This is a genomic window from Streptomyces clavifer (assembly GCF_036345975.1).
In the GTDB taxonomy this organism is placed as follows: Bacteria; Actinomycetota; Actinomycetes; order Streptomycetales; family Streptomycetaceae; genus Streptomyces; species Streptomyces clavifer.
Map to the genome: position 1 here is coordinate 1,079,248 of NZ_CP107793.1, position 13,131 is coordinate 1,092,378.

General features: G+C 71.2%; 11 protein-coding genes and 1 riboswitch. Of the genes, 3 read left to right on the top strand and 8 right to left on the bottom strand.

Annotation, left to right across the window (positions count from 1 at the left end; genetic code table 11):
- Positions 1–36 precede the first annotated feature (36 nt).
- The 5 genes from OG927_RS04400 to OG927_RS04420 form a co-directional block, all read right to left on the bottom strand.
- Entirely contained in the window at positions 37–576 is a 540-nt protein-coding gene (locus OG927_RS04400; protein ID WP_408058126.1) for a Clp protease N-terminal domain-containing protein, read from the bottom strand.
- A gap of 185 nt (positions 577–761) precedes the next feature.
- Positions 762–1,370 carry a PadR family transcriptional regulator gene (locus tag OG927_RS04405; protein WP_079099236.1) on the bottom strand — a complete coding sequence of 203 codons (609 nt, stop codon included), beginning with the start codon at positions 1,368–1,370 and terminating at the stop codon, positions 762–764.
- Positions 1,371–2,279: 909 nt separating this feature from the next.
- Positions 2,280–2,708, bottom strand: a complete 429-nt coding sequence (locus tag OG927_RS04410; protein WP_056795919.1) for a VOC family protein — start codon at positions 2,706–2,708, stop codon at positions 2,280–2,282.
- Positions 2,709–3,145: 437 nt separating this feature from the next.
- A complete protein-coding gene (locus OG927_RS04415; protein WP_056795921.1) occupies positions 3,146–3,925 on the bottom strand; it encodes a CPBP family intramembrane glutamic endopeptidase in 780 nt (259 codons plus the stop codon).
- Between the two features lie 149 nt (positions 3,926–4,074).
- Positions 4,075–5,580 (bottom strand): glutamate-cysteine ligase family protein, encoded by a 1,506-nt coding sequence (locus OG927_RS04420; RefSeq protein WP_056795924.1) that lies wholly within the window; start codon positions 5,578–5,580, stop codon positions 4,075–4,077.
- A 489-nt stretch (positions 5,581–6,069) separates the two neighbouring features.
- Here OG927_RS04420 and OG927_RS04425 point away from each other — a divergent pair, with 489 nt between their 5' ends.
- Positions 6,070–6,684, top strand: coding sequence for a hypothetical protein (locus tag OG927_RS04425; RefSeq protein ID WP_056795929.1), 615 nt, complete (start codon positions 6,070–6,072; stop codon positions 6,682–6,684).
- Between the two features lie 283 nt (positions 6,685–6,967).
- On the top strand, positions 6,968–7,174 hold the full coding sequence (locus OG927_RS04430; protein ID WP_056795932.1) for a DUF5999 family protein: 207 nt from the start codon (positions 6,968–6,970) through the stop codon (positions 7,172–7,174).
- Between the two features lie 69 nt (positions 7,175–7,243).
- Here the strand turns inward: OG927_RS04430 and gcvP are convergent, their stop codons facing one another.
- The gene (gene gcvP, locus OG927_RS04435; protein WP_330319745.1) at positions 7,244–10,129 is read right to left on the bottom strand and encodes an aminomethyl-transferring glycine dehydrogenase; all 2,886 of its coding nucleotides are present in this window, start codon (positions 10,127–10,129) and stop codon (positions 7,244–7,246) included.
- 195 nt (positions 10,130–10,324) lie between these two features.
- Positions 10,325–10,420: riboswitch (glycine riboswitch) on the bottom strand.
- 129 nt (positions 10,421–10,549) lie between these two features.
- Here gcvP and OG927_RS04440 point away from each other — a divergent pair.
- On the top strand, positions 10,550–10,921 hold the full coding sequence (locus OG927_RS04440; RefSeq protein WP_056796060.1) for a PRC-barrel domain-containing protein: 372 nt from the start codon (positions 10,550–10,552) through the stop codon (positions 10,919–10,921).
- Here the strand turns inward: OG927_RS04440 and OG927_RS04445 are convergent.
- Positions 10,843–12,336, bottom strand: a complete 1,494-nt coding sequence (locus tag OG927_RS04445) for a DNA polymerase IV (protein WP_079099235.1) — start codon at positions 12,334–12,336, stop codon at positions 10,843–10,845. The genes OG927_RS04440 and OG927_RS04445 overlap by 79 nt on opposite strands.
- A 72-nt stretch (positions 12,337–12,408) precedes the next feature.
- Positions 12,409–13,026, bottom strand: a complete 618-nt coding sequence (locus tag OG927_RS04450) for a MerR family transcriptional regulator (RefSeq protein ID WP_056795940.1) — start codon at positions 13,024–13,026, stop codon at positions 12,409–12,411.
- Positions 13,027–13,131 lie beyond the last annotated feature (105 nt).

A 13,131-nucleotide genomic window follows, 5' to 3' on the forward strand; every position in this document is an offset into this window, starting at 1 on the left:
GTCACCACCGTTACGCCTGTCGATACCGTTCCGCGATCACCTCGGCCGGTCCGCCCCCGCAAGCCGGTCGGCCGTCCGGGCCGCGAGCCACGCCGCATCGACGCCGGACCGCTCCAGCACCTCGACGGCCCGGCACCCCGGGTCCGCCATCAGCGCGGCGAGGAGATCCAGACCTCCGGCGCGGGACGCTCCGCGCAGCACCGCACCCCGCGCCGCCCGGGCCAGCGCCACCGCCGCCGAGGGCGACCACCCGTCGGCCGCGTACCGCGGGGCGGGCAGCACGCCCGGGCGCTCCTGCGCACCCTGCCAGCGAAGGCCGTAGCCGATACTGCGCTGCACGAGGTACCCGAGGACCCTGGCCAGCCGCGGCCCGTCGCCGAACGCCTCCCGGACCGCGGGGTCGGACTCGACGAGCGAGTGGAGGAGGTGCGCCGTGTCGACGTCACGGTCACCGTCACGGACCGCCCGCCTGCGCGCGCCGACCGCGACCGCACGCATCTCCTCGGTGAGCCCACCGGGGGGCTCGAGGAGGTTCGGCGGGGCCTGTCCGGAGGTGTATCGCGTCGGATTGTGCACCATTCCACCCCATCAGGCCCGGTGAGCGAACACATCCCCGGTACGGCCCATCCGCGCCTACCACCGAGGACGGGGGAATCCGGACGTTCCTCATCCCTGCGAATGAGATCGCGACCGCACGGACGGCACCGGGGCCCCGCGGACCGGCCGCGGGGCCCCGGTCGGCTCCGCCCGCACCGCACGACTCAGTGATCGTCGGCGAGGATCAGGTACAGCTTCTTCCGGGCGTCGTTGATCACGGTGAGTGCCTTCTGCCGCTGGTCGGCCGAGCCGGTCTTCCAGACCTGCCCGAACGCCTCCATCAGCCCGAAACCGGCCTGCCGGATCTCGTTGACACCCTCCCAGTCGACACCGCGCCCCGCCTCTTCCCACGGCGCCTCGGGGCCGGACTCGGCCTCGGTGCGGCCCGCGTCCGTGAGCGTGAACAGCTTCTTGCCGCCCTCGCTCGCGCTGATGATGAGCCCTTCGTCCTCCAGCAGCTGGAGCGTGGGGTAGACCGAGCCGGGGCTGGGCCGCCAGGCCCCTCCGCTGCGCTCACCGATCTCCTGGATCATCTCGTAGCCGTGCATCGAGCGATCCTTGAGCAGCGCCAGGATCGACGCGCGCACGTCGCCGCGCCTGGCCCTCCCCCGACCGCCTCCCCGGCCGCCGCGTCCACCACCGCCACCGAAGGGTCCACCTCCGAAGGGCGGGCCGAACGGCCCGAAGGCGGCCCGCCCTCCCTCATGCTCTCCGCGGCCCTGGCGTCCGGGGCCGCAGTTCCCGTGTTCGTGCCCGTGTCCATGTGAACGCATCACTGCGCTCCTCTCATCGTTGATCGGTCGTGATACGTCAACGATATATCGGAAGCTATCGCGTGACAAGAACCGATCTGCCGGAAGGGATGTCCTGCGGCCCGCGCTCGAGTCGTGTTCGCCGCGAGCCGGGCAGCCGGGGGCAGCCGTCCGGCGCACCCGGGCCGACGGCTGAGCGCGCCGGACGTGGACCATGGCCGAACCGGTGGGAGCCGTTACGGGCCCGGTATCAGGTCGCCGCACCCGGACACGGCGTACGGACTTCACCGGCGCCCGCGGCAGGACCGCGCGAGGCCGGTTCGAGGGGTGCCCCGGTACGCACCGTTGCGGTGGTCGCTCGATGGGCGCGCCGAGTCCGCGCACGGGAGCCTCCTCGTCGGCCGCGCACCCAGGGAGCGGAGCGACCCCCTGCCGCGTGCGCCGACCGGGACATCGCGGCGCACAGGTCCGGTGCGTTCCGCCGCGGCCTCGACCTCCGCGCCGCGTTCTTCCCCCGGAGAACCGTCACCGGACGACAGGAGGAGGGCCGGCCGCCCGGGCCCAAAGGAGTCCGCCCCGTCTCGACCACGGCCTGTCCGGCGGGTCAGGTGTGCTTGCTGCCGCGACTCCGCCGCAGGGTGCTCAGCAGGGTCCTGTTCCGGTAAGGGGCACAGGCATCGCGCACCCGGCCCTCGGCTCCTCGACGGGCGAGGTTCCGGTTGAGCTCGTCCGCCGCCGGGAGGACCACCCCGCCCCACCCGGACCGGATCATCGGCCAATCCGTCCGGGACAGGCCCCAGCCCGGTCCTGGATCACCCCATGACCTGCGGCGACCGGCTCAGCCGGGGCACTGGGGGTTCCTTCCCGACGGGACGGGGCGGTTCTGCGCCTGTATCGCGAGGACACCGTGGGGCGCGTTCGGGGCCCCCGTCAGTCGATGCAGAACTCGTTGCCCTCGATGTCCTGCATCGGGATGCAGGAATCAGTGCCGTCATACAGCGTGCGCACGTGTACCGCGCCGAGCGGGACCAGCCGTGCGCATTCGGCCTCGAGTGCGGCGAGGCGCTCTTCACCCACGAGTCCGGTGCCGACCCGCACATCGAGATGCAACCGGTTCTTGGCGGCCTTCCCCTCGGGGACGCGCTGGAAGTACAGCCGCGGGCCCGCACCCGAGGGATCGGTGCAGGCGAACCATGAATCCCGCTGCTCAGGTGACTGTGAGCGCTTGTAGTCGTCCCACGTGGCGAACCCCTCCGGTGGCGGCGGTACGACGTACCCCAACACCTCGCACCAGAAGCGGGCGAGGCGCTCGGGTTCCGCGCAGTCGAAGGTGACCTGGAACTTCTTGATCGACGTCATCGGCCCACCGTAGTGGCGCGCGCCGTTCACCGGGATCCCGCGGGTTCGTCGCCGTGCGGGTCACTCGTCGGACCCGGTCCACCCGAGTGGCTTCGGCCAACACGGCTGGAAGGGAGGGGACTTCAGGCCCGACGGCATACGGGACGTGCGTCCTGCGCCGGGACGCCGACGTCACCACCGCCGCCCACTGCGCAACGACCCCCTGTCGGCACGACAGCGGGGGTCGGGATGATGCGCACGCCGACCACGACGTGCGCGTTCCTCGCGCGCGAGGGGACTACGGACCACGCCGGCCGGAACGGCCACCGCTCCGCCGCCCACGCTCCGATCGAAGCCCCGCGGACCCCCGCGTCACGCGCGGCACACCTGCCGGCCGGGCAGCACGCTCGCCGCCCCGCCCGGCCGGGGGGCGACGCAGCGGCTCTCCCAAGCCCTCGTCACGGCGTGGGCAGCCAGCCCACCTTGCCCGCGAGCAGCGCGTATCCGACGAACGCCCCGATGTCGAGGAGGGCGTGCGCGACGACCAGCGGCCCGACACGCCCCCACCGTCGGTACAGCAGGACGAAGACGACGCCCATGACCATGTTCCCGATGAAACCGCCGATTCCCTGGTACAGGTGGTACGAGCCGCGCAGCACGGAGCTCGCCGCCAGAGCCGCCATCGGGGTCCATCCCAACTGCCCCAGCCGCCGCAGCAGGTAGCCGACGACGATCACTTCCTCCACGACGGAGTTCTGCACCGCGGAGAGGATCAGTACGGGGAACTTCCACCACACCTCGGGCAACGACTCCGGGACCACGGTCAGGTTGAATCCGCCGGCCCGCGCCACCAGGTAGAACGCCAGCCCGGCGCTGCCGATGCCCGCCGCGACCAGGGTGCCGCGGCCCAGGTCGGGCCAGGGCCTGGTCCGGTCGAAACCGAGGGTCCGCAGACCGGCGCCCTCCCGGAGCAGCAGATGGGCCACCAACGCCACCGGCACCAGGGCGGAGGCGATGCCGAACAGCTGCCAGGAGAGGTCCAGCCACGGCCGCCCGGGAGCGTACGAACCGTTCAGTGTCGCGGCCTGGTCCTTCAGGCCTCCCGGCTTCGTGAGCGATCCGGTGAAACTGATCAGGGCGGACACCCCGCTGGCCCCGAGCGAGAGAGCCAGCACCAGCAGCGTCTCCGACCGCAGGGTCCGCCGTGACAGCTCCTCGTGAGCAATGAATTCAGCCACGCGCCCCTCTTCCACCCGTACACCGGCCCGCGGCCGTGCGTCCTTGCCTCATAGCTTGCCCGACGCCGACCGGGCGCAGGGACACCGGGCAGCGTCTTCGGCAGCGGGGCGGGTACGGGCGGCGGCCGGCGCGGGCCGCCACCGCCCCCTCAGGGGGCGGGGAAGCCGACCGGCCAGGTGTGCACCGGCTCGCCCGACTGCATCAGTTCGCCGTAGCGCCGGGTGGTGGCCGCCAGGGCCGCGTCCCGTTCGAGCCCTGCCCCCAGGGCGCGGTGGAACGTGTCGACCTGCCAGGAGGCCCCGTTCACGCGGCGGCGGCAGCGCTCCTCGATGACTCCCAGGTAGAGGTCGCGGTCCGCCGGCTCGATGTTCCAGGCATCGAGCCCCGCGGCGGCGAGCGGCAGCAGTTCGTCCCTGACCAGTTTGACGGCGGGCACCTTCGCCACGCCGCCCGAGCGGCCCGGGCGCGGCCACAGCAGCTCGGCGTCGATGCCGTACCGGCAGGCGGCGTCGAAGTTCTCGGCCGCGGCCTCGAAGGGCATCCTGGTCCACACCGGCCGGGACTCGTCGGCCAGCGCGCGCACCAGGCCGTAGTAGAAGGCGGCGTTGGCGATCACGTCGACGACGGTGGGCCCGGCGGGCAGGACCCGGTTCTCCACGCGCAGGTGGGGAACGCCGTCGGCCAGCCCGTACACGGGGCGGTTCCACCGGTAGACCGTGCCGTTGTGCAGGACGAGCTCGGCCAGCGTGGGCACACCGCCCTCGTCGAGCACCCGCAGCGGGTCCTCGTCGTCGCAGATCGGCAGCAGGGGCGGGAAGTAGCGCAGGTTCTCCTCGAAGAGCTCGTAGGCGGAACCGATCCAGCGCTCCCCGAACCACGTGCGCGGCCGTACCCCCTGGTTCCGGAGCTCGGGCGGCCTGACGTCCGTGGCCTGCTGGAACAGCGGAGGCCTCGACTCCCGCCACAGCTCCTTGCCGAAGAGGAACGGGGCGTTGGCCCCGAGGGCGATCTGGACCGGCGCGATGGCCTGGGCCGCGTTCCACACGTCGGAGAAGCGCGCGGGCGTCACCTGCAGGTGCAACTGGACCGAGGTACAGGCCGATTCGGGAGCGATGGAGGCGGAGTTGCAGACCAGTCGCTCGACCCCCTCGATATCGAGAACGAAATCCTCGCCGCGGGCCGCCGCCATTTGATCGTTGAGCAGCGTGTACCGGTCCACGTCCGACAGGTTCGCGGAGACCACGTCGTCCTGGCCGAGTGTCGGCAGGATGCCGATCATCACGATCCCGGCGTCCACCTCCGCGGCTTTCCGATGCGCGTAGGCGAGGCCGGTGCGGAGCTCCTCGGCGAGCTGATCGAAAACCCGGCCGCTCAGCCGGTGCGGAAGAATATTCACTTCCAGGTTGAACATCCCTAGTTCCGTCTGGAAATCCCGGCTGGCGATGCGCTGGAGGACCTCGGCATTCCGCATCCGCGGCATGCCGTCAGGACCCGCAAGATTCAGCTCGATCTCCAGCCCCATGAGATTTCTGGGCCGGTCGAACCTCTGCTCCGACAGGAGCCTCTCCAGTCCCTCCAGGCACTGGGCGAGCTTCTTGCGGTACACATGCCGATCGGACAGATCAAAGGTGTCCGCCACGACCTTCTCGCCCATCGAAGGGTCCCTCCTCGGGTGGGCGGCCCGCGGCACAGGCCGCTCGCATCACGATCGATAATGCCCCGACGAGGTGATCTATAACGCCCCCACGGCCCTCGGACACACAGTAGTCTGAGGACGGAAGCCGGAGGCACATTCCGTCGGCATGCAGCATATGGAGTTCATGTGCCCGGAGCGTGCGGAAACACTGACGGGTTTCAGCCTACCGCCGCATCGTGAAAATTCCTGGCCATAGGCTTCCCCGATGGGGCCGAAGTGGCAGAAACTCCGCAATTCAAAGGCTCAAATCTGCCTTGCGGACAATATGCGCGACGGCTAGGCGAAACATCGTGTGAACATTTGTCGTATAAACTCTGCGAACGAGGCAGAGAGTTGACGCACCGGCCAGTCCGCCCGTCACCGGCCTTCCTCTGGCCCCGCACGCCGACAGCGCCGTCTGCACCCGCCCACGCATCACCGTGTCTCCGAAGTGAGAGGCGACCCACTATGCCGCTGCATGTTTCTCCGGCCCCAGCGCCCGCACTGCGCAGCGTTCTCGCAGCACTCGGTTCTCCCACCGCAGTCCGCGAGGCCCATACACCCGCTCTGCGGTCCGTCCAGGGATCGCTGAGCCCCGAACTTCCGCTCCCCGTCCATGTGCTGGACCGGATCGTGCCGAACGAGGCAGCACCCCGCACCCGCCTCGCCGGCTGGCGCTTCCTGATCCGCAGTGGTGAGCGCGCCGTCGCCGCGGCGGACACCATGCTCACCGCCGACGGCTGGACCTTCTCGCACTTCTTCGAGGGGCCCTACCTCGCCTCGACCGAACGCGCCGTGCGACAGGCGGACGCGGCGACGGCGCACTACCAGCCGCGCCTGCTGTCCATCCCGGAGCTCTACATGCTCACGCTGTGGCTGCACGACGACACGGGGGCCGACGCCGCGGGCGGGGCACTCGCCCCGACCGATGTGCTGGTGCCCCTGGCCCCCGCACCCCCCGGGATCACCGCACACCGCCCGCACCGGGTCGCCGATCTCCTTCCGGTCATGACCCTGCGCGTCACCCCGGCTCCGCTCCCGGAGCTTCCCGGCCTTCCCGGTCTCCTGGGATCGCCGGCCTGACCCCTCCGGTTCCACGCGCCCCGCCGTCCACACGGCGGGGCGCGTCCGTCCGCCCGTCCGGACTAGCCCGGTCAGGTCACCCCGAACCACCCGAAGGGACGGTCCAGTTGCGTTGAACCGTCCGGCCGGGTGATGCGTCATGGAAGGAGAACAGGAGCTGCGGCGAAATCCCTGCGGAACGACGCCCGTGGGGCAACACTGGAACCGGACCCATCTGATACGGGGGCGGGCCGTGAACACCTCGTCAGCCGCAGGACACTCGACGCAGCGAAAGAACCCTTCCATGTGCCAGCACCAGCCACCCTGCCCGACCGCAGACTCCGCCGACCGGGAGGCCGCCCGCCTGACGGCGCACCACCCGGAACAGGGCTGGAGCCTGCTGTGCAACGGCGTCCTGCTCTTCGAGGACACCGGCGAGCTGCTCCCGGACGGGCAGATCATCGCCCCGCACCGGACGCTGAAAAGCGGCCAGGTGATGAAGGCCGCCTGACCGCGGCGAACAGACACGGGGGCCGGCCGGAGAGGTCTCCGCACCGGCCCCGACGCGTATCCGCGCGGCCTACTGGTCGTACTCGTCCAGGGGCGGGCAGGAGCAGACCAGATTGCGGTCGCCGAACGCCCCGTCGATCCGGCGCACCGGCGGCCAGTACTTGTCCGACGGTGCGACACCGGCCGGGAAGACCGCCACCTCGCGGCTGTAGGCGTGCGCCCACTCGCCACCGAGCGCGGCCGCGGTGTGCGGTGCGTTGCGCAGCGGGTTGTCGTCCGCGGGCCAGGTGCCGGAAGCGACCTTCTCGATCTCGGCGCGAATGGCGATCATCGTGTCGCAGAACCGGTCGAGCTCGGCGAGGTCCTCGCTCTCCGTCGGCTCGATCATCAGCGTCCCGGCCACCGGGAACGACATCGTGGGCGAGTGGAAGCCGTAGTCGATCAGCCGCTTGGCCACGTCGTCGATGCTGACGCCGGTCGCCTTGGAGATCGGGCGCAGGTCCACGATGCACTCGTGCGCGACCAGACCCGCCGGGCCGTTGTACAGGATCGGGAAGTGCGGCTCCAGGCGCTTGGCGATGTAGTTGGCCGCGAGCACGGCGACCTGCGTCGCGCGCTTCAGCCCCTCGCCGCCCATCAGCCGTACGTACGCCCAGGAGATGGGCAGAATGCCGGCCGACCCCCACGGGGCCGCCGAGATCGGACCGACGCCGGTCTCCGGGCCCGCCGCGGGCTGGAGCGGATGGTTCGGCAGGTACGGGGCCAGGTGTGCGCGGACACCGACCGGACCGACACCGGGACCGCCCCCGCCGTGCGGGATGCAGAAGGTCTTGTGCAGGTTGAGGTGGGAGACGTCGCCGCCGAACTTGCCCGGCTTGGCGAGGCCGACGAGCGCGTTGAGGTTGGCACCGTCGACGTAGACCTGGCCGCCCGCGTCGTGCACCTCGCCGCAGATGTCGGCGACGTGCTCCTCGAAGACTCCGTGCGTCGAGGGGTACGTGATCATGAGGACGGCGAGCTCGTCGCGGTGCTTCCCGATCTTGGCGCGGAGGTCCTCGATGTCGACCTCGCCGTCGTCGGCGGTCTTCACCACGACGACCTTCATGCCGGCCATCACGGCACTCGCGGCGTTGGTGCCGTGCGCGGAGGACGGGATGAGGCAGACGGTCCGCTGCTCCTCGCCGTTGGCCCGGTGGTAGGCGCGCACGGCCAGGAGACCGGCGAATTCGCCCTGCGAGCCCGCGTTGGGCTGCAGGGAGACGGCGTCGTAGCCGGTGACCTCGGCGAGACGCTCCTCGAGCTCACGGATGAGGGTCAGGAAGCCCTGGGCCTGCTCGGCCGGCGCGAAGGGGTGCAGCGCACCGAATTCGGGCCAGGTGATCGACTCCATCTCGGCGGTCGCGTTGAGCTTCATGGTGCACGAGCCGAGCGGGATCATGCCGCGGTCCAGCGCGTAGTCACGGTCGGCGAGCTTGCGCAGGTAGCGCAGCATCGCCGTCTCGGAACGGTGCTGGTGGAAGACCGGGTGGGTGAGGAAGGAGTCCGTGCGCAGCAGGTCCTCGGGCAGCGTGTCGGCGGCCTCGGCGTCGAGGGCCTCGATGTCGCCGCCCGCCCCGAAGGCGGCCCAGACGGCGGCGATCTGGGTGCGGGTGGTGGTCTCGTCGCAGGCGAAGGAGATCCGGTCGGCGTCGACGAGTCGCAGGTTCACCCCGCGCTCACGGGCGCCGGCGACCACACCCGCCGCTCGGCCCGGGACCCGGACGGTGAGGGTGTCGAAGTACGCGTCGTGCACGACGTCGACACCGGCGGCCCGCAGCCCCTCGGCGAGGATCGTGGCGAACCGGTGCGTGCGACGGGCGATCGTCCGCAGGCCCTCGGGGCCGTGGTAGACCGCGTACATCCCGGCCATGACGGCGAGCAGCACCTGTGCGGTGCAGATGTTGCTGGTGGCCTTCTCCCGGCGGATGTGCTGCTCGCGGGTCTGCAGGGCCAGGCGGTAGGCCTTGTTGCCGTCGGCGTCGACGGAGACCCCTACGAGGCGGCCGGGCAGACTGCGCGCGAACTTCTCGCGGACGGCCATGAAGCCGGCGTGCGGTCCGCCGAATCCCATGGGGACACCGAAGCGCTGCGTCGTGCCGACGGCGATGTCCGCGCCCAGCTCTCCGGGCGAGGTGAGGAGGGTCAGGGCCAGCAGGTCGGCTGCGACGGTGACGACGGCCCCGAGCTCGTGGGCCTGCTCGATGACGGGCTTGATGTCACGCACGGCTCCGGAGGCGCCCGGGTACTGCAGCAGGACGCCGAAGACGCCCCGCTCGGCGATGTCCGCCGGGATCCCGCCGGAGAGGTCGGCGACGACCACCTCGACGCCGGTCGGCTCGGCGCGGGTCTCGATCACCGCGACGGTCTGCGGGAGGGTGTCGGCGTCGACCAGGAAGACGCCGTCCTTGACCTTGCCGACGCGCCGCGCGAGGGCCATGGCCTCGGCGGCCGCGGTGCCCTCGTCCAGGAGCGAGGCACCCGAGGTCGGCAGACCGGTGAGGTCGGCCACCATCGTCTGGAAGTTCAGCAGGGCTTCGAGCCGCCCCTGGGAGATCTCCGGCTGGTACGGGGTGTACGCCGTGTACCAGGCCGGGTTCTCCATGACGTTGCGCAGGATCACCGGCGGGGTGAAGGTGCCGTAGCAGCCGAGCCCGATCATCGGAGCGAGGACCTGGTTGCGGTCGGCGAGCCGCCGCAGCTCGGCGAGGACCTCGGCCTCGGTACGGGCCGCCGGGAGATTCAGCGCCTCGGCGCTCTTGATCACGTCGGGTACCGCGGCGGCGGTGAGCTCGTCGAGGGAGCCGTATCCGACCTGGGCGAGCATCTTCGCCTGGGCCTCGGCATCGGGGCCGATGTGGCGCTGCTCGAACGGAATGCCCTGCTCCAGCTGGGAGAGCGGAGTGCGACGGGGGGTCATGATGGAGGCCTCCTGGTCTGACACGACCTGCGAGGGGCACCACGGCGTGGCAGCCCGGACGGCCTCCCCATCTGTCATCTCGACCTGAGAGCTTCACCGGCACGGCCCGCGGGCGTACCGGCTTTCACCGTCGGTGAGGACGGGGATCCGTCGCGGCACGTGCCGTGCGGGTCCCGCCCTGCTTTCCAGAGTGACCTCGTCCGCGCGGTACGGGGGCCTGAGAGATTCCGGGGAGGAGTTGCTCCTTCGGCGCCTCCGGACTTCTCCGGAGGACTCTCCCGCGCGGGGTCGGCAGCCGTGTTCCACACTACCAGCGGGCCGGTGCCGGCCGTCTCGAGTGGCCGAAGGCCCGGATCTGGCCTTTCGTAGTGCCTGTGGAGCAGTTGCGACCACCCTGATGCGCGACCAGTGGGAGGCACCGTGCAGACCGACATCGATCCGCGCAGCCTGATCGGCCGCAAGGCCTTCGACCGCAAGGGTGTCAAGATCGGAACCGTGGACGAGGTCTATCTCGACGACGCCACCGGCGTGCCCGAGTGGGCCGCCGTGCGCACCGGCCTGTTCACCCGGGACGCCTTCGTCCCACTGGAACCGAGCGAGTTCGTCGACGGCACCCTGGTGATCCCCTTCGACCGGGCCCTGATCAGGGACGCACCCGATTTCGGCGTCGGCCGGCATCTCTCCCCCGAGCAGGAGCTCCAGCTCTACCGCCACTACGGACTGGACTCCGCCCCCTCGGGCGGGACCGGCCCTGACAGGGACTTCGGCAGGCTGGCCGGCCACGAGGAGTAGTCCACGGGGTCCCGCACCAGGGGCAGCGGATCGGCCGGGTGGAGCTCCGGATCATCGATACGGAACGTACGCACCCGGCCCGGCGGCATCCCCGGCTCCTCGAACCGCACGGTCACGCGGCCGACGCCGCTTCCCTGCACCCAGCCGTGGCCGTGCACGTCGTGCCGCACGTCGTGGCCGGCCTGCCAGTGCCGGGCGGCCGGCGGCGCGGCGTACCCGTGCGCGGTCTCCTCCGCCCCTGCGGGCGGCTCGTCCGGAACGGGGGTGGTCCCCGACGCCGGCTCGTCCGCCGCCGTCTGCTGCGCCCGGGCGGCCACCTGTGCCTCCGCGGCCTGTCGTGCGTCGGCGGCCTGGGCGAAGAGATCCTCCTGCGTGAAGTCCGCGAGCCCCGTGACGCCCACTCCGAGCAGCCGTACGCCCCCGGTGGTGTCGACGGCCTCCAGGAGCCGGGCCGCGGCCTCCCTGACCACGGTGGGGTCGTCCGTGGGGCCGCGCAGGGTCTCGGACCTCGTCAGCGTCGAGAAGTCGTAGCGGCGCACCTTGAGCACGACGGTCCGGCCTGACCGCCCCGCGCCCCGCAGCCGGTGGACGCACCGGTCCGCCAGCCGCTCCACCTCCGTCCTGACGCGCACCCGGTCGTGCAGATCCACGTCGAAGGTGTCCTCGACGGACACGGACTTCGCATCCCGTTCCGCCACGACGGGCCGGTCGTCGTACCCGAGGGCCATGCGGTGCAGCGCGACGCCGTGGGCCTTCCCCAGCAGCCGCACGAGCTCCGCCTCGCCCGCCTCCGCCAGGTCGCGGACGACGGTCATGCCCGCGCGCCGGAGATGGTCACCGGTGGCGGGACCCACTCCGGGAAGGGTCCGTACGGACATGGGCGCGAGGAGCTCGCGCTCGGTACCCGGTTCGATCAGCAGCAGGCCGTCCGGCTTGGCCTCCTCGGAGGCGATCTTGGCCAGCATCTTGGAGCCGGCCAGACCGACGGAGGCGCTGAGCCCGGTGACTCCCCTGATCACGGTGCGCAGCTGCTCACCGACCAGACGGGCGGTCACCGAGTCGTCGGCGACCCCGCCGGCCTCCAGATCGACGAAGGCCTCGTCCAGGCTGAGCGGCTCCACGAGCGGGGACAGCCGCCCGAGCAGTTCCATCACCTGCTCGCTCACCGTGCGGTAGAGCGAGAAGCGGGGCACCAGATAGGCGGCGTTGGGCGCCATCCGTCTCGCCTGCGCCATCGGCATCGCGGAATGGACACCGAACCGACGCGCCTCGTACGAAGCGGTGGCGACCACCCCGCGCATCCCCAGCCCGCCCACGACGACCGGCCTGCCGCGCAGGCTGGGCTTCGACGCCTGCTCCGCGGAGGCGTAGAAGGCATCCATGTCCAGATGCAGGATGGTGGGTGCGGCTCTCACCTCACCGATGCTGCCCTATGCCACTGACAACGGGGCCGCCCGGCGCCGTGCGGCGCGGGGCGGCCCCGGTGCTCAGCCGGCTCGGTTGCGCCGCCGGGCGAGCTCGTCGGCGGGGTTGTTGCCGATCAGGGTCTCGCCGGTGTCGACCCGCTCGCCGTGCAGCTGGGACAGGGCCGCGTCCACGTCACGCCAGACGACCCCCACGGCGATGCCGAAGACCCCCTGGCCCCCCTGCAGCAGCTTCACGACCTCGTCGGGCGAGGAACACTCGTAGACCGTCGCCCCGTCGCACATGAGGGTCATCCGCTCGAGATCCGTGAATCCCCGGTCCCTCAGGTGCTGGACCGTGGTGCGGATGTTCTGCAGAGCGACGCCCGTGTCCAGGAACCTCTTGACGATCTTGAGGAGTACCACGTCCCGGAATCCGTAGAGACGCTGCGTCCCGGACCCGTGGGCCGGACGCACACTCGGTTCCACCAGCCCCGTACGCGCCCAGTAGTCGAGCTGCCGGTACGTGATCCCGGCCGCCGCACACGCCGTCGGCCCCCGATAGCCGATGTCATGTGCCTCTGCCCCACCGTCCGCTGCCATCATCGCCGGCTGAACCGGCTGTCTGATGGTGTGGTCGGCCGCACTGCCGTGCTGCCGGTACGGCTCACCCACAGCCGTACCGTCGCCGCTGCTTCTCACGCCGACCTCCGTCCTTGACCTGCCAACTCGAAGGTAGGCAGTCACCAGGGGTGCGTCAACGATCGCCACACTCGGCACGCCGAGTGATAATCACCCTGAGGGTGG